Genomic DNA, 16,191 nt, shown 5'->3' on the forward strand with positions numbered 1-16,191 from the left:
TCGCTGATTGGTATAAGCTAGTTGCAGCCGTACATTCTTGATTGAGGAATAACCGTTGGAAATTTATTTAGTCGGGGGCGCGGTACGAGATTCGTTATTGGGCTTAACCGTTTACGACAGGGATTATGTGGTAGTTGGTGCCCAGCCTGAACAGCTAGTGCAACTGGGTTATCAGCAGGTAGGCACAGACTTCCCGGTATTCTTACACCCTAAAAGCAAAGAAGAATATGCCCTTGCCCGTACCGAGCGAAAAGCCGGCACCGGTTATACCGGCTTTATTTGCGATTTTGGCCCCCAAGTTACCCTAGAAGACGACCTAAGCCGACGCGACCTCACCATTAATGCCATTGCCCAAAGTAATGACGGCACGCTGATTGACCCTTACCATGGCCAAGCTGATATTGCGGCCCGTAGCCTGCGCCATGTGTCGGATGCTTTTGGTGAAGATCCACTGCGCGTATTGCGCGTGGCCCGCTTTGCCGCCCGCTTTTATCATTTAGGCTTTAGTGTCGCCGGTGAAACTCAGGCTTTAATGCAGCAAATGGCCGCCAGCGGCGAGCTAGCCACGCTTACGCCCGAGCGAGTATGGAAAGAAACCGAAAAAGCATTGGCCAGTGATCACCCGCAAGTATTTTTTGAGGTATTGCGTCGCTGCAATGCACTAGCTGTATTATTTCCAGAGATTGACACCCTGTTTGCTAATGAAGCGGCTAACGACTCAGCTAGCCAACCTAGCGTCGCAGAGCATACGCTGCAGGCATTGCTACACTGTGCGTCAATCAGCTCCGACCTCGCTTGTCGTTTTGCCGTGCTGTGCCATAAGCTAACCGCAGATACCATTAGTGGTTTATGCAAACGCATAAAAGTGCCCACTGAGCATAAAGAGTTAGCGCTACTAGCTAGTCGTTGGCATATGGAGGTGCATCAATTAAGCAAGCCAAGCGTGGCGCAAGCCAAGGATATATTAGCGTTATTTCAAGCAACTGATGCGTGGCGCAGACCCGAACGTTTTGCTCAATTACTGCTGTGCGCCCAAGCTGAATCGGGCCTTAGTGACTACCCGCAACTCATCCAGCTTTGGCAGTGGTTTAATGAACTAAAAACCATCACCGCCGCCCCTTTTCTCGCTCAAGGGATAACCGGCCCCGCCATTGGTGAAGCAATCACCCAAGCTCGGCTACAACGCCTTGAGCAGATATTAGAAGGTGCAGGGGATTAGGGAATGGAGATTAAAATTCAACACTCAGATAGATGAACACCGTCTTTTATTTGAGCGTGGTGCTCGACGCTGTAAACATTCTTGCTCCGCAAGACCCACAGCTAAAGCGTGGGACTACAAAAACCGGTGTTTTGGGTTAGTTAGGCGCTGGGTGCTGTAAGAGACCTATATCTGGCCTGCCATTACCCAAAATAACACCCCTCCCAAACCTAACCGGTATAGCACAAATGGCATAACGCCGATGCGATTTAGTAAGGCTAAAAACAAATGAATGCAGGCTAAAGCACTGATAAATGAGACCACTACGCCCAAACCAATAGCCACCCAAGGAATAGCTATACCTGCGCTCACGAGTCCGGTCGCCTGATGGCTGCCAGCTAACAAGATAATGGGAATCGACATTAAAAAAGAAAAACGAGCAGCAGCATCGCGCGTCATCCCCAACATTAATCCAGCGGTTAAGGTAATACCACTACGGGACGTTCCGGGGATAAGTGCTAGCGCTTGGGCACAACCGAGTAGTAAAGCACCTCGCCAACCGGTTTGATATTCACTTTTATACAGCTGCGCTATTTTATCGGCCCACCACAACAGCAAGCCAAATACGATAGTGGTAACGGCAATCACCCACCCTGAGCGTAAAAAATCGGCGATTAAACTGCCAAATAAAACACCGACGATACAGGCTGGAAGGGTAGCTAGCACGAGACACCAAGCTAGTTTTGATTCCGTGCTTTGCTCCCTTTCTCTTATCGAGCGCAACCAAGCAACAGTCAAGCTTGCCACCTCTTGGCGAAAGTAATACACCACCGCCAACAAGCTACCTAGGTGTACCGCCACATCAAATGCAATGCCCTGATCTTCCCACCCCAATAACACCGAGGGGAGAATAAGGTGCGCCGAGCTAGAAATAGGTAAAAACTCGGTAAACCCCTGAATAAGAGCCAATAGTATGGCATGCACTTCCATTACATCATTCCTTTAGCCAGTAACGCCAATATCTTAACAATGAACAATGACGCATTTATGACGGCTTCGCACAAGGTTTGTTAGCGATAATATTAAAAATACGTTAGCGTTTAATTAGCAAACCGCTCGATTTCTACACCTACACCACTGGCATTAGCCACGGCGGTAGGTTTGGTCAGGCGCACTTTAACCGATTTAACCGCAAAGCGAGTTAGGATCAACTCAGCCACGCGTTCAGCCATGGTTTCTACTAACTCAAATTGATGCTGTTCAGCGTACTCGGTAACTAACTGCGACAAGGTGGCGTAATCAAGTGCCTTATTAATATCGTCATTTTGCGCGGCTGGTACATTATCATGACCCATTTCTAGATCGAAACGCAGCTTCTGCTGAATACCCTTTTCCCACTCATAAACGCCTATGGTGGTCAGCACTTCTAGGCCTTGTACAAACACTTTATCCATCATCTCTATCTTCTGTTAAGCTGGTGACTATGTGCGGAATCGAGTCTCGCTTGCTAGCAGACAGTAGTTGCTTAGCTTGCAAATGGCTCGGTTTAGGCTCGCAATAGTAACGGATTGATCCCGAGGTATAAACCGCAATGACGGCCCTCATCTTCTTTATGATTGTACTCGCTTACCTGGGGGGATCCATCTCCAGCGCAGTACTGATCTCCCGACTCTATCGCCTGCCTGACCCTCGCGTTCATGGATCGGGCAACCCTGGCGCCACTAATGTACTGCGCACAGGTAATCGCAGTGCTGCGGTATGGGTACTGTTGCTGGATATTCTAAAAGGCACATTGCCGGTTTATCTGGGGTGGTATCTAGAGATCAGCCCGTTATATTTGGCTTTTATTGGCATGGCGGCCTGCATTGGCCATATGTTTCCGCTGTTTTTTCACTTTCGCGGCGGTAAGGCCGTAGCCACGGCTCTCGGCACCTTGTTGCCGCTCGGCATGGACATGGCCGGCCTAATGATGCTGACTTGGCTGGTGTGTTTAGGTCTTTTTGGCTATTCGTCGCTGGCGTCTTTGCTCACCGCCTTAGTGGCACCGCTTTACGTCTATTTCATTAAGCCCGAATACACGCTCTCGGTGTCTTTGCTTTCCTGCCTGATTATCCTACGCCACCACGGCAACATCAGCCGCCTCTATCACCGCCAAGAAAAACCCATCATCGACCGATTTAAACGCCCGGATAAAACAGGTGAAGAGTAATAAATATAGCGCCCAGCACCAAGCGCCTAGCTAAAACCAACAACCAAAGCTATTTTTGCCACGGAACTCACGGACGTAAAGACAAATCAAAAACGACCAGGGCTTATGATATATAAGGCCTTAACCTGTAATAATCCCTCTTAGTTTTTATCTTAACTTTTCCGTGTTCTTCCGTGTATTCCGTGACGAGAAATCATTAGTCTTTAGCGTTTTTTGTTTAGCTTGGTGCCAGGCGCTCGGCGCGTTTTTAAACCGCAGTTAGTTCGTCTAGCGGCCAGCGTGGTCGCGCACGTACGGCTAACGGCTCAGTGTCCCCTGCTCTTAATCGTTGCAAACCGGCGAAGGCGATCATGGCGCCATTATCGGTGCAATATTCATTACGTGGATAAAACGCCTCGCCATTGAGGCTGGCCATTAGCTCACTTAATTGCGCGCGCAACGACACATTGGCACTCACACCTCCGGCGACGACTAGACGATTCAGCCCAGTTTGCTTTAAGGCGCGCTTGCACTTAATCGCCAGCGTATCTACTACCGCCTGCTGAAACGCATGGGCAATATCGGCGCGGGTTTGCTCATCTATTTGACCATCAACGGCCTTCTTGCTCTCGGCGGCAATGGTGGTGGCAGTCGACGTTTTTAGGCCAGAAAAACTAAAATCTAACCCAGGTCTGTCCGTCATTGGGCGCGGAAACTTAAAGCGATTAGGTTGGCCTTGTTCTGCAAGCTTTGCCAAACGCGGCCCACCAGGATAATCCAACCCCATTAACTTGGCGGTTTTATCAAATGCTTCACCGGCCGCGTCATCTACCGATTCACCTAAGATCTCATAACGGCCAATGCCATCTACCCGCACTAATAATGTATGGCCACCGGACACCAGCAAGGCGACAAACGGAAACTCAGGTGCGTGCTCTTCTAACATGGGCGCCAATAAATGACCTTCCATATGATGCACCGCCACTGCCGGTTTGCCCCAAGCAAAGGCTAAGCTGCGCCCGATGGTGGCACCCACTAACAGCGCGCCCATTAAACCGGGCCCGGCGGTAAAAGCCACGCCGTCGATATCGTCTTTGGTGCAGCCAGCATCAAGCAGCGCCGCTTCAATTAAAGGAATAGTTTTACGAATGTGGTCGCGGCTAGCAAGCTCAGGCACCACACCGCCATAATCCGCATGCAGCGCCACCTGACTGTAGAGTTGATGGGCCATAATGCCGAGCTTATCGTCATAGATGGCAATGCCAGTTTCATCACAGGAGGTTTCTATACCTAATACACGCATGTTGGTCTTATCGCTGGACTATTGAACAAGAGGAGCTTATGTTACACTTCTAGTGGTTTTTTAACCAGCGGACCGCCTTCGGACTTTACTTTAGGTAAGGCTTCGGAGTAGAATTTCGCACCATTTTATAGTCAGACTGGTTTAATAAAAAATCAGTTAACCGAGGTGAGAGGCACATGCCAGTAATTAAAGTACGTGAAAACGAGCCCTTCGACGTAGCTCTGCGACGCTTCAAGCGTTCATGCGAAAAGGCAGGTATCCTGTCTGAAGTGCGTCGTCGTGAGCAATACGAGAAGCCAACTACAGTGCGTAAGCGCGCTAAAGCTGCCGCTGTTAAGCGTCATGCTAAGAAGCTTTCTCGTGAAAACGCTCGTCGCATTCGCCTGTACTAAAAGTTGTTGATCTCATGTCCTTAAAAGACCAACTGTCTGAACAGCAAAAAATTGCTATGCGTGCCAAAGATAAGGCACGCCTTAGTACGTTGAGAATGCTGCTGGCAGAGATCAAACAAAAAGAGATTGATAGCCGCGAAAGCCTGGACGATGACGCGATCATCACCATCGTTACCAAAATGGTAAAACAGCGCAAAGACGCCGCCTCTCTTTATGAGCAGGCCGGACGCCAAGAGCTAGCCGATGGTGAGCGCCAGGAAATAGTGGTGCTGCAAGAGTTTTTGCCGCAACCTCTTAGCGCAGACGAACTGGATACTTTGCTTAAGCATGCCATCGCCGAAACCGGTGCAACTAGCATGCAAGATATGGGCAAAGTGATGGCGGTGTTAAAACCGCAAATCCAGGGACGTGCAGATATGGGTAAGGTCAGCGCTAGCATTAAAGCCAAACTGGCTTAACGGTTTACGCTGTTCCCTGCCGACGAGCCGTGCTTCTTTTTGATGCACGGCTTTGTTTTTTCTTCGCTTTCCCGGTGAATCATGTCAGGCAGAATCCCCCAATCATTTATTGACGACCTGTTGGCCAGAACCGACATAGTCGATCTTATCGATCAGCGGGTAAAATTAAAAAAAGCCGGCAAAAACTATCAAGCTTGCTGCCCTTTTCATAACGAAAAATCCCCCTCCTTTACCGTTAGTCACGAAAAACAGTTTTATCACTGCTTTGGCTGTGGCGCACACGGCACCGTGCTGGGTTTTTTAATGGAGTATGACGGGCTAGAATTTTTAGATGCCATCGACGAACTCGCTGGCATGCACGGGGTAACGGTACCACGCGAGAACAGCAACTCTTCGCTGACCCCACAACAACAAGCGGCGGCCAAAGCCGTACGCCAAGATTTATACGCCCAGTTACAAGACATCAGCCGTTTTTACCAAACCCAACTACGCCAGTCGCAAGACGCCATTACCTACCTAAAAGGTCGCGGCCTAAGCGGTGAAGTGGTGAAGCGCTTTAATATCGGCTATGTGCCCGAACAGTGGGACGGCGTAAAACGAAAATTCGCTATCAACACCGAAGCAGAAAACCAGTTAATTGAAGGTGGCATGCTGCTAAAAAGTGACAATGGTCGAGTTTACGACCGTTTTCGCGATCGCATTATGTTCCCCATTCACGACCGCCGTGGTCGTGTGATTGGCTTTGGTGGGCGCGTGCTGGGCGATGGCACCCCTAAATATTTAAACTCGCCCGAAACACCGGTATTCCATAAAGGCCGTGAGCTGTATGGCCTCTATGAAGTACGCCAAGCACACCGGAACCCCGAGCGAGTTTTAATCGTAGAAGGCTACATGGATGTCGTCGCACTGGCGCAATTTGGTATCGACTATGCCGTAGCCAGCCTGGGAACCGCCACCACGCCAGAGCATCTTCAGCTGTTATTTCGCACCACACGCGAAGTAGTTTGTTGCTACGACGGAGACCGCGCCGGGCGTGAAGCCGCATGGCGGGCACTCGAAAATGCCCTGCCGCTGCTGCAAGATGGCCGCAGCCTCAAGTTTGTATTTTTACCCGACGGTGAAGACCCAGATACCCTAGTGCGCAAGTTGGGCAACGAAGCCTTTACCCAACAGTTAGATCAAGCACAAGACTTTGGCGATTTCTTATTTGAACGCCTTGGCCAAGACGCCATGGCCGGCGATGCCGGACAACATGAACTGGCGAATAAAGCAGCAGAGGCTATTATTCGTGTACCAGAAGGCTTTACTCGAGAAGGGCTGATCACTCAGCTGTCTCGGCAACTAAACTGGGGCGAAAATGAGCGCCGGGTGCGCGATTTATTTCATCGCTTGCAACCGGGTGGTCAATCGCCAACGACGGTAAAGCCCGTAAATAAAAAGATAAAGCTAACGCCGATTCGCCGAGCCATTGCCCTTGTGCTACAATATCCGGCTGCCGCAGCCAATCTGCCAGCAATGCCAGATCTCGCCGAGTTATCCACTCCGGGAATGGACTTATTGCAAAGCCTATTGGCTCAAGTGCAACGCCAGCCAGGCATTACCACCGCTCAGCTGCTTGAGCATTGGCGTGGTCATAGCTCAGCACGTGCACTGGCACGATTAGCCATGGCGGATGAATTATTCGCAGGCGAACATATAGAACAAGAGCTGCAAGATATTTTCGTGGTGTTAATTAACGATTATTTGGCGGGTCATATAGAAATGCTGCAACAAAAAAGCAGACAAGGCGGTCTAACGTCAGTAGAAACACAAGAATTAATGCTATTACTCAGCGAAAGTAAAGCAAATAACAACTGAACATTGAAAATTGGGAGCGATGCCCCCATAAAGTAAAACAGGCCCGGAAAACGGGTAATATAAAACCCTAGAAAAGCTGCAACACTCTCACCGGCCATTCAGGCAGGGCGTGTTGGCAAGCACACACCAACAACATAGCGGCGTTGGTTAAGTTTTGTTATAACCGGCCAATTGTGCACTACATTATGTGTGCCTAATCGCCTACACCCTCTTGCAAGATCTAACCGGACGAGTTCTATGGAGCAAACCCCACAGTCACAGCTTAAACTTCTCGTTGCCAAAGGTAAAGAACAGGGATACCTGACTTACGCCGAGGTTAACGATCACCTTCCTCAAGACATTGTCGACTCTGATCAAATTGAAGATATTATTCAAATGATCAATGACATGGGTATTCAGGTGGTAGAAAGTGCCCCCGATGCCGATGACTTAATGATGTCTGAAACGTCGGCCGATGAAGACGCCGCAGAAGCAGCCGCTCAGGCGCTAGCTTCCGTAGAGTCAGAAATTGGTCGTACTACCGACCCCGTGCGTATGTATATGCGCGAAATGGGTACGGTAGAGCTACTGACTCGTGAAGGCGAAATCGTTATCGCCAAGCGAATTGAAGAAGGCATTAATCAAGTACAAAGCTCGGTGTCTGAATATCCTCAGACGATTACCACTTTGCTTGATCAGTTTGACCGCTTTGAAGCCGGCGACATCAAGCTAAGCGATATCATCACCGGCTTTCTTGACCCAGATTCAACCGAACCTGCTGCGCCAACCGCGACGCATATCGGCTCAGAACTGAGTGACAAAGAACTGGAAGAAACGGATGAAGACGAAGAGGACGAGGAAGAAGTTGATACTGGCCCCGACCCTGAACTAGCACGCGAAAAATTTGCAGCGCTGCGCGAGCAGTACGAAATTATGCGCGGCGTCATTAACAGCAAAGGTCGTCCGTCACCGGAAGCCGCTGCTGAAATTGCCGAGCTGGCTTACATCTTCCGCGAATTCCGGTTGATCCCTAAGCAATTTGATCGCTTGGTTAACGCCATGCGTGACACCATGACCCGTGTTCGCGTGCAAGAGCGTCTTATTCTAAAACTGTGTGTTGATCAGTGCAAAATGCCGAAGAAAACCTTCGTGCAAGCCTTTGCTCAAGACGAAAGTAATACTGAATGGTTCCACAAGCAGCTAGCTGCAGGCAAAAGCTGGTCGGTAAGACTAGAAGAAGTTGCCGAAGACGTATTGCGCTCTATTGGCAAAATTAAGCTAGTAGAAGAAGAAACTGATTTAACCATTTTGCAAATTAAAGACATCAACCGTCGCATGAGCATAGGTGAAGCCAAAGCTCGCCGCGCGAAGAAAGAAATGGTTGAAGCCAACTTGCGTCTGGTTATTTCTATTGCCAAAAAATACACCAACCGTGGTTTGCAGTTCCTCGACTTAATCCAGGAAGGCAACATCGGCTTGATGAAAGCGGTAGATAAGTTTGAATACCGTCGTGGTTATAAGTTCTCAACTTATGCTACTTGGTGGATCCGTCAGGCCATCACCCGCTCTATTGCCGACCAAGCGCGCACCATTCGTATTCCGGTGCACATGATTGAGACCATTAATAAGCTCAACCGTGTATCGCGCCAAATGCTGCAAGAGATGGGTCGTGAGCCTACGCCAGAAGAATTGGCGCATCGCATGGTTATGCCAGAAGATAAGATCCGCAAGGTACTTAAAATTGCTAAAGAGCCGATCTCAATGGAAACCCCCATTGGTGATGATGAAGACTCCCACTTGGGCGACTTCATTGAGGACACGACCTTGTCCTTACCGGCTGACCAAGCAACTAACGAAAGCCTGTGTGCCGCCACCAAAGACGTACTCTCGGGCCTAACCGCACGAGAAGCCAAAGTACTGCGCATGCGTTTTGGTATCGACATGAACACCGACCACACGTTGGAAGAAGTAGGCAAACAGTTTGACGTAACGCGTGAGCGTATTCGCCAAATTGAAGCTAAGGCACTGCGCAAGCTACGCCACCCCAGCCGTTCAGAAGTGTTACGCAGCTTTCTCGACGAGTAAGTCGTTAGACACTGTACAGCAAAATGAAAAAAGGGCGCATGAGCGCCCTTTTTTTTGTGCCAAATTATTTTTATTTACTAAAGAGCGCCAATCGTTTAAAAATCAAACGGATATCCGCCAACGCGACTAGACAGCCCACACCGCTTTACATATAATCACCACCACTTTAGGCCCCTTAGCTCAGTTGGTTAGAGCACACGACTCATAATCGTTAGGTCCCCAGTTCAAGTCTGGGAGGGGCCACCATATACAGTAAGGGTTAGCAGGTTAACAGCCGCTAACCCTTTTTTGTTGCCTGCGTTTCTGGGTCAAGTAATGGGTCAAGTAAGCTCGAAGCTATTTGGCTCCCTTCGGCTCCAAATAAATATTTTACTGCCTACCGCCCTTTTCTACCGTTTTTCTCAACTTTCTCGAGTTTGCACAGAAAACTGTCAATTACCCAAACCACGCCTGAACAAAACCTCGATATTCTGAACTCCTCTAAACAAAGGAGTTAATGAAATTATGACCAAAGAATATGATCGAATAATTCCCGTCAGTCTGATGTGTGAGTTAGTAGGCCGAGTGCCGAAGACTTTGTGGCTTTGGGTACGAAAAGGCTTTTTTCCAGAACCCATACGTTACAACGGCCGAGCGATTGGCTGGCGAGAGTCAGTTTACGAAGCGTGGTTAGAGGGGAAGGATAATAAATAAGACTGTCTTAACCCTCTAACTCACTGTCGGGGGGTATACAAAGAAGATCCAGATCCTAGTCAAAGTGTCTCTCGACAGGCTTAAATTAGGGGCTAGCAGATAAAGTTTGTTAGCCCCTTTTTATTGCCTGCACTTAGGGTGTAGTGGCCGAGCGAACCAATCCTTCAAATTTAAAACACTTAGTGGCCCTATCGACTATCCTATCGCTTCTTAGAGTTAGTGTAGAAATTCGTCGTTTACACGAGTTACCAGCATACCCCACCTCGATACAGTTAGGCCTTGATGAGTTGAGCAAAGGTTAAAAGTGTATGACGCAAGTAAATCGTAGTGACTTAATTACTATCGTTCAGATGAGCGGGTGGCTAAAGGAAACCCCAGAAACCTTGTTAGACTGGGTTGAAGAAGGAAAATTTCCAAGGCTTGTATGTGACAGGAATGGCACTATCGGTTGGACAGCCACTTTATACTGGCCATGGGTTGCAGGGTTTAGTAACCCAGAACGTTGCCCCTTTAGGTCGATGGCAGACTGTAGTGGTCAACAATAAGTAGCCACGCTCATCACCAGGGATCGCCGGACGCCTTGGGCATGGGTTAAGAGCGAAAGATTTCTGCAGCGCTCAGGATAAACGGCCGCACCAAAAGCTGGCAAGCATCCTCATACCGCGCCTGGCTGAAAATGACCGCTAATCAAAAGACACCGTCGGGTGTAGACGGGGTCTGCTAATGTTGTCGGTATCGGACCTTAGCATTCTACAGTCGCCATTTAGACTCACTTGTACAGTAGCAACGCCACGCTGAAACGGTTTACCCGCAGAACCGTGCTGTAAGAGAAGCACCAATGAACCGCTATAACGTCAACGGACGCGAAGCTGAAGTTCAGCCGAGAGCAGAGTCTAGCGTACTACAGTCAGGCTCGATCCAAGGCTCCCCCAGACTAAATAAACAGATTCCACCGCATTGGCGATCCCCACTCCTTCTTGGTTGATCCCTTCCTTTCTGGTCGGGCTGTTTTGAAGTCCCCACCAACAAAAAGACACCGTCGGATACAGGCAGTGTCTTTTTATGTGTATGGCCACTTTGTCTGATGCAGACTTCAGCCATCAGTCTCAGCTCTAAGTTACCTGCGCCTGCCTCCAGGACTCAGGCTTGAGGATCTACCGGATCCTCCATATAGGTCACCAGCTTTTCTATCGGGCAACCAAAATACGCACATAGCTTATCCAGGTTATCAGTCACTGTGCTGTGCCCACGATGATTGATGATCTTGGACAGAGTCATTCTGTTAATACCTGTTTCCTCTGCAATTTCCTTAACCGTGATCCGCCTGTTCTCCGAAAACTCCTTTTCGGCAATCAACTCCTTTAAATGAAACCTCAGCACGCCCTTTACTCCGAATATATTTTTTATCAATTGATGATTGCTATTATCAGTTGATGCGGTATATTTATTATCGAGTGATTATTTATATTATCACTCGATAATCCAAGGAGACCATAATATGCCAAAACCCACCAAACGACCATGGACTGAAGAGGAAATCGAACTGCTGAAGAAGGGCTACAAAGACGGTACTCCCACTCAGGAAATCGCAGCACAACTAAAACGAACCTGGCGGTCAGTGCGTGGGAAGGCCCACATGCTGAGTCTGACTCACTCCTGGCGAGACGATCTGCTCTACAGTCGAGAAGAAGACAAGTACATCCAGGAACATGCTCAGGAAATGACAATGGCTGAAATTGGACTTGTATTGGGCCGCTCTGAGGGCTCAGTGTATCAACGGGGGCTTCGCCTTGGTGTGGCATTTAAAAACCCGGCCAAATGTGCCAAGTATGAGAAAAACCACACCTACTTTAATCAGCCAACAGTAGAAAACTCGTATGTAGCCGGCCTGCTGGCCGCCGATGGCTGGATCAAGCCCATGAACGTAGACAAACCCATCAACCAGGTAGGGATTGCTCTAGCTGAAAAAGATCTGCACCTGCTGGAATATATTCGTGAAGTGACCGGCTACACAGGTGTCATTCGGTCTTTTAAAGTTAAGGGACACTCTCAGAACGAACTCAGAATCTCCGGTGTACCTCAATGGATCGAAGATCTTAATACTCACTGGAGTCTGACTCCTAACAAGTCCTATACTATACAGCCCCCCAATGAGGACCATCTCACTAGGGAGCAAATACTCGCTTATCATGTAGGCTTGATCGAGGGAGATGGCCACGTACGCCACAACAATGGCACACTGACAGTAAGCATGGTCACAGCATCCAAAGATTTTGCTGACTGGCTGCAATACAGCTGGGAGCATATTGCTGGAGCAAGACCTACGCGCTGCATTCACCAGAATCAAACTGCACATTACGTCATCTTTCACGGAAGAAATGCCAGGCGGCTTTGCTCAAAGCTGATGTCGGTTGGCGTGCACCGGCTCGCCAGAAAGTGGAATATTGCCCAATCCGAAATAGACAAATACAGCTGATCTTAAAAAAGATACCGTCGGGAGCAAACGGTATCTTTTCCTTACTACATCAAGGTCCGGTCTGGACTGCGAGGCATTAGCCAGTGATGCAACCAACTGGGATCACCGTAGTTGCTGGGAGTACCTCAAAAACGCCCGAATTGCCCGAATCTACGCACAATCCCGCATCGACCGGGGATTTATCTGTCGACATAAGATCTTGCAACAGAGAGCACAATAAAGGCTTGTAGAGGCATCTAAGGGAAGGTCTGCTCCAGTTATGGAGCACCTGCTCTGTTCAAAGCGACAAAGTAGCATTGAACGCAGGCATGATAAAAAGCCGGCTGAAGAGATGGCCCGAATCTACAAACCTTGCTGTCTAACGGAAATCGCTGCGAACGCTTTGGTTAGTGGTGTACACGACAGCGCCGAGCATCAATTACGCAACCGACTGGAACAGTACACCGAATTATTTACAGGCTCGAAGTACAACGCGCTGGCCCGAATCTATAGCCCGCTTATCTCACCTCGAAATACATCCAAATCACCATATCATCCCAAATGATCCAACTTACTGACTTCGTGCACCAACAGCGTTTGCGCATATCCCTGGGTCGGCCCCTGCATAGCTTTCAGGTGCTCACTGCACCGACGCACGATCTGGAACTCGTCTTCGGCCTTCATGATGGCCTCAAGTTCCCAATCCTTTGCATCCTTTAACTTCTGTGCTGGCATATGGAATGAGTTACCTTTGGGCTTCCACATGGTGTCGTACATCATGCTCTTCCCTTTGTTACCCCCTCCCTTGCCTTGTACCACTGAACCATCGTAGTCAAAGCTCTCTCTCACCCTTACGCCGTACTCCCCATATTCCTTATCGCCACCGTCACCATTTTTGTACTTCGCGTGCGTTTCCCAAAACTCATTAGCCACTCGCGTTGCCCAAGCCACTAAATCACGCTTCCACTGTCGCCTGCCGATATCTACCAAATCCATACCATTGAGCAACAACACATCCGGCTCTTCCCGAATTGACGTCCAAATAACCTGCTCATCATCTCGCTCATCAATTAGTTACGTTTTTGAGTTGAAACCGCTTTCACCATAACTTGGCTCCTAAACATTAACTATCTACATGTCGCGCTACCCCTTTAAGACAAGAAGGCGACCACCTACATTCAGGTGGTACCTAAACAAGATACCTACTTGTTTAGGTACCACCCTTTTCCTACCCAGAGGCACAGCACAAGTACCTCGACATGATTGTTTTATGATGGGTAGGTAAACAAGATAGATATGTTCACCTACCGGTAAAAAAACACTACTTGTCTAATCGAGCCTTTTCTTTAATTAGGCGACCATTGGCGAGTTTTCATCACGAGCAACCGCCAATTTTTCTGCTAAAAAAACGGGTTGCTCGACAAGATACTTACTTGTTGCGGTACGGTAGCCAAACACGCTTGTTGAGGTACTGCAAAACATCGGCTTTTTGGTCGTTTTTTGACTTTACATCACGAGCAACCCCCTTATTGAGTAGCTGAATTATGTAGTACCTAAACAAGATACCTACTTGTTGCGGTACGGTAGCCAAACAGCCTTGTTTAGCTACCCTCAAAGCAGTCATTTTCCAGCCTAACGACACCTAAAAAGGGTAAAAAGCGAATAACTATCACCAGAAGAGCGTTATAGGTACAGTTATTCGCCCTATTTTTGCTTAATCAAGAAAATGAACGCTTTGATGTGGTTGGTCGACCTTCGAGATGAGATAAAAAGGTCGTAATAGGTACAGTTATTCGCCCTATTATTGATAATGCAGGAGAAAGGTTATCAGGTAGGGCGTTATCGGGCAGGCAGAGCAACAGGGCTGTTGTTCAACACTCAGATCTGGGTCGTCAATACGCCCGCCGAGTCTTCCGGCAACGACTGTGAGGTTATCGCATTACGCAGAATATGAGCCGCTGTGGTAACTGCTGGGGGAATGCTTCCATGGAAAAATGTCCGCAGCCTGAAAACGGACTGGGTTCCCGCTATCTGTTACTCGCCATGGCTGAGGCAAAAACGATATCTGCGATTACTTAATGGCTACTACAACCGGCAGCGCACCCATTATTACACTGACGGGTTGCCGCCAGATCAGGCCTAAAATCGGCCTAATTTATTGGCCGGGATAGGTTGTTCACTACAACCGATGCCCCCGATCAAGCACAACCGATGCCTTGGTGATAAGCCAGCCTCAGGTGATGGTCAGGGGGCAGTTTGCTCTTCTAGGTCTTTAATACTCAGCCCTTGAGCGTTGAGCCAATGGGTACGGCCATTAATTGGGTAGCCGACGATGATGGCGGCGGCTTGTGACGGACTGGTGAACAGCTGATCCCTGGTGAAAAATAGCCGCCCGTTGTCTTCCGCTATGGTGCCGTTATCCAGCAGTTGCTGGCGCAGCTTTTTGTAACCCTCCGCCAGGGAGTGGGTCATCTTGGGTGATAACTCGGCACCTTGCAGCACGACGATGCCTTCGTTGTTGACGATAGCATTTGCCTTAAGCTTTTTATGACTCAGGGTGAAGCCTTGTGACGCATTCGCTTCGGCTGGGTTGGGGATCAGCACCTTTTCTTCTTTTACCTGCTCATGGCTGGCCACCGGCTCCAGCGCCTTATGGCCAATCACCCCCAATAGCGTGCGCAGGTTACCAATAAACTCTTCCATCGAGTCTCGATCGCCACGGGGCAATGAGGAAAGCTGTGGGCTGTTACCGTTTAACAGTACATAGCGGTTGGCGGACTTGGCCAGTTCAACGAGGCGAGACTCCAGGTATTTCACATGGGACTTGGTGAGGTTTTCATCCTTGCTGGTGAAAAACACCACCTCGTTCCAGAAGTCTTTACCCTTTAGGTCTTGGTCCAGGCGTTCCAGTACATTCTCGGCCTCGCCTATGTACAAGGCCTGGCTACCGGACGCATCATCGATGCCAAACAGAAAATAGACCCCCGGTTTGTTCGACTCGGGCCACTCGGCCAGGGCCTTGATCTGGGTTCTGGGCGCGGAAATGGCCTGGCCCGTCCAGTTGACGATTTCAGCATGACGGATACCGGTAATAGAGCCGTCGTCCAGGTAGATCCTGATGGTGCGCCCTATGCTCATGTGTTCGCCTTTTTCCTGCCCCGCTTGGCGGGTGTTTGGGCGGCGCGTTCGGCCTGGATGCGAGCCAGCAGGGCCTCTGCACTGTGCTCGCCGCTGATAAGCTCCGGGTGCTGCTGGCGCCAGTCGGCGGTAAGCTCGCCGCGAAAGGCTTTGGCCAGAATGGACTGAGTGAGGTGGTTGACCCGAGCCTGGGCGTCTTTGACCCGCTGCTCGACCTGATCGGCGAAGGCAAACAGCTGCTCGACTCGACGGACGATTTCGGTTTGTTCAATTATAGGGGGTAAGTTAATTGGAGCTAAGCAAACTACCTTTTGGTTTATTTTTGGCATGTTCCCAGCCGTGCCAGTAGCATTATCTCTGAAGTACTTTCGTACCTTATTGTAGTGGCACACTTAAAGTGGCCACCTGTTCAGAGGTGATATCATCACCTCATCAGATATACAGG

The 16,191-nt window shown here is 49.2% G+C and carries 14 protein-coding genes and 1 tRNA gene; 8 read left to right on the plus strand and 7 right to left on the minus strand.

The features are described 5' to 3' along the window. Positions 1 to 55 precede the first annotated feature (55 nt). Positions 56 to 1,219 carry a multifunctional CCA tRNA nucleotidyl transferase/2'3'-cyclic phosphodiesterase/2'nucleotidase/phosphatase gene (gene cca, locus ACFQ1C_RS14580; protein ID WP_379559400.1) on the plus strand — a complete coding sequence of 388 codons (1,164 nt, stop codon included), beginning with the start codon at positions 56 to 58 and terminating at the stop codon, positions 1,217 to 1,219. A 165-nt stretch (positions 1,220 to 1,384) separates the two neighbouring features. On the opposite strand, the gene ACFQ1C_RS14585 is transcribed toward cca, so the two are convergent. Continuing rightward, positions 1,385 to 2,188, minus strand: coding sequence for an undecaprenyl-diphosphate phosphatase (locus ACFQ1C_RS14585; RefSeq protein WP_379559401.1), 804 nt, complete (start codon positions 2,186 to 2,188; stop codon positions 1,385 to 1,387). A gap of 110 nt (positions 2,189 to 2,298) precedes the next feature. Continuing rightward, positions 2,299 to 2,652 (minus strand): dihydroneopterin aldolase, encoded by a 354-nt coding sequence (gene folB / locus ACFQ1C_RS14590; protein WP_379559416.1) that lies wholly within the window; start codon positions 2,650 to 2,652, stop codon positions 2,299 to 2,301. A 137-nt stretch (positions 2,653 to 2,789) separates the two neighbouring features. Between folB and plsY the strand changes: the two genes are divergently transcribed. Further along, positions 2,790 to 3,407 carry a glycerol-3-phosphate 1-O-acyltransferase PlsY gene (gene plsY, locus ACFQ1C_RS14595; protein ID WP_379559402.1) on the plus strand — a complete coding sequence of 206 codons (618 nt, stop codon included), beginning with the start codon at positions 2,790 to 2,792 and terminating at the stop codon, positions 3,405 to 3,407. A 247-nt stretch (positions 3,408 to 3,654) separates the two neighbouring features. Here the strand turns inward: plsY and tsaD are convergent, their stop codons facing one another. Next, positions 3,655 to 4,689 carry a tRNA (adenosine(37)-N6)-threonylcarbamoyltransferase complex transferase subunit TsaD gene (gene tsaD, locus ACFQ1C_RS14600; RefSeq protein ID WP_379559403.1) on the minus strand — a complete coding sequence of 345 codons (1,035 nt, stop codon included), beginning with the start codon at positions 4,687 to 4,689 and terminating at the stop codon, positions 3,655 to 3,657. 176 nt (positions 4,690 to 4,865) lie between these two features. Here tsaD and rpsU point away from each other — a divergent pair, with 176 nt between their 5' ends. The 5 genes from rpsU (at position 4,866) to ACFQ1C_RS14625 (ending at position 9,706) form a co-directional block, all read left to right on the plus strand. Next, a complete protein-coding gene (gene rpsU / locus ACFQ1C_RS14605) occupies positions 4,866 to 5,081 on the plus strand; it encodes a 30S ribosomal protein S21 (RefSeq protein ID WP_087035180.1) in 216 nt (71 codons plus the stop codon). A gap of 14 nt (positions 5,082 to 5,095) precedes the next feature. After that, on the plus strand, positions 5,096 to 5,539 hold the full coding sequence (locus ACFQ1C_RS14610) for a GatB/YqeY domain-containing protein (protein ID WP_379559404.1): 444 nt from the start codon (positions 5,096 to 5,098) through the stop codon (positions 5,537 to 5,539). A gap of 81 nt (positions 5,540 to 5,620) precedes the next feature. Continuing rightward, entirely contained in the window at positions 5,621 to 7,396 is a 1,776-nt protein-coding gene (dnaG, locus tag ACFQ1C_RS14615) for a DNA primase (protein WP_379559405.1), read from the plus strand. Positions 7,397 to 7,585: 189 nt separating this feature from the next. After that, a complete protein-coding gene (gene rpoD, locus ACFQ1C_RS14620; RefSeq protein WP_424417947.1) occupies positions 7,586 to 9,460 on the plus strand; it encodes an RNA polymerase sigma factor RpoD in 1,875 nt (624 codons plus the stop codon). A 169-nt stretch (positions 9,461 to 9,629) separates the two neighbouring features. Further along, a tRNA-Ile gene (locus ACFQ1C_RS14625) sits at positions 9,630 to 9,706 on the plus strand. A gap of 1,587 nt (positions 9,707 to 11,293) precedes the next feature. On the opposite strand, the gene ACFQ1C_RS14630 is transcribed toward ACFQ1C_RS14625, so the two are convergent. Continuing rightward, the gene (locus tag ACFQ1C_RS14630; protein ID WP_379559417.1) at positions 11,294 to 11,533 is read right to left on the minus strand and encodes a helix-turn-helix domain-containing protein; all 240 of its coding nucleotides are present in this window, start codon (positions 11,531 to 11,533) and stop codon (positions 11,294 to 11,296) included. Positions 11,534 to 11,651: 118 nt separating this feature from the next. On the opposite strand from ACFQ1C_RS14630, the gene ACFQ1C_RS14635 reads away from it, so the two are divergent. Then, on the plus strand, positions 11,652 to 12,629 hold the full coding sequence (locus tag ACFQ1C_RS14635) for an LAGLIDADG family homing endonuclease (protein WP_379559407.1): 978 nt from the start codon (positions 11,652 to 11,654) through the stop codon (positions 12,627 to 12,629). Between the two features lie 531 nt (positions 12,630 to 13,160). Here the strand turns inward: ACFQ1C_RS14635 and mobI are convergent. The 3 genes from mobI to ACFQ1C_RS14650 all read right to left on the minus strand — a co-directional run bounded on the left by mobI (position 13,161) and on the right by ACFQ1C_RS14650 (position 16,075). Then, positions 13,161 to 13,622 carry a conjugative transfer protein MobI(A/C) gene (mobI, locus tag ACFQ1C_RS14640; RefSeq protein ID WP_379559408.1) on the minus strand — a complete coding sequence of 154 codons (462 nt, stop codon included), beginning with the start codon at positions 13,620 to 13,622 and terminating at the stop codon, positions 13,161 to 13,163. 1,230 nt (positions 13,623 to 14,852) lie between these two features. After that, positions 14,853 to 15,746 (minus strand): GIY-YIG nuclease family protein, encoded by an 894-nt coding sequence (locus tag ACFQ1C_RS14645; protein WP_379559409.1) that lies wholly within the window; start codon positions 15,744 to 15,746, stop codon positions 14,853 to 14,855. After that, on the minus strand, positions 15,743 to 16,075 hold the full coding sequence (locus ACFQ1C_RS14650; RefSeq protein WP_379559410.1) for a hypothetical protein: 333 nt from the start codon (positions 16,073 to 16,075) through the stop codon (positions 15,743 to 15,745). The genes ACFQ1C_RS14645 and ACFQ1C_RS14650 overlap by 4 nt, the downstream gene beginning before the upstream one ends. Positions 16,076 to 16,191 lie beyond the last annotated feature (116 nt).

This window comes from Oceanisphaera ostreae, assembly GCF_042676125.1.
GTDB classification, from domain to species: domain Bacteria; phylum Pseudomonadota; class Gammaproteobacteria; order Enterobacterales; family Aeromonadaceae; genus Oceanimonas; species Oceanimonas ostreae.

What these genes read in the sequence shown, in the direction of transcription:
- ACFQ1C_RS14635 (WP_379559407.1), top strand. Translation starts at nt 11,652, where the DNA reads ATGCCAAAACCCACCAAACGACCATGGACTGAAGAGGAAATCGAACTG.
- dnaG (WP_379559405.1), top strand. Translation starts at nt 5,621, where the DNA reads ATGTCAGGCAGAATCCCCCAATCATTTATTGACGACCTGTTGGCCAGA.
- rpsU (WP_087035180.1), top strand. Translation starts at nt 4,866, where the DNA reads ATGCCAGTAATTAAAGTACGTGAAAACGAGCCCTTCGACGTAGCTCTG.
- folB (WP_379559416.1), bottom strand. Translation starts at nt 2,652, where the DNA reads ATGGATAAAGTGTTTGTACAAGGCCTAGAAGTGCTGACCACCATAGGC.
- ACFQ1C_RS14585 (WP_379559401.1), bottom strand. Translation starts at nt 2,188, where the DNA reads ATGGAAGTGCATGCCATACTATTGGCTCTTATTCAGGGGTTTACCGAG.
- plsY (WP_379559402.1), top strand. Translation starts at nt 2,790, where the DNA reads ATGACGGCCCTCATCTTCTTTATGATTGTACTCGCTTACCTGGGGGGA.
- ACFQ1C_RS14650 (WP_379559410.1), bottom strand. Translation starts at nt 16,075, where the DNA reads ATGCCAAAAATAAACCAAAAGGTAGTTTGCTTAGCTCCAATTAACTTA.
- ACFQ1C_RS14645 (WP_379559409.1), bottom strand. Translation starts at nt 15,746, where the DNA reads ATGAGCATAGGGCGCACCATCAGGATCTACCTGGACGACGGCTCTATT.
- tsaD (WP_379559403.1), bottom strand. Translation starts at nt 4,689, where the DNA reads ATGCGTGTATTAGGTATAGAAACCTCCTGTGATGAAACTGGCATTGCC.
- ACFQ1C_RS14610 (WP_379559404.1), top strand. Translation starts at nt 5,096, where the DNA reads ATGTCCTTAAAAGACCAACTGTCTGAACAGCAAAAAATTGCTATGCGT.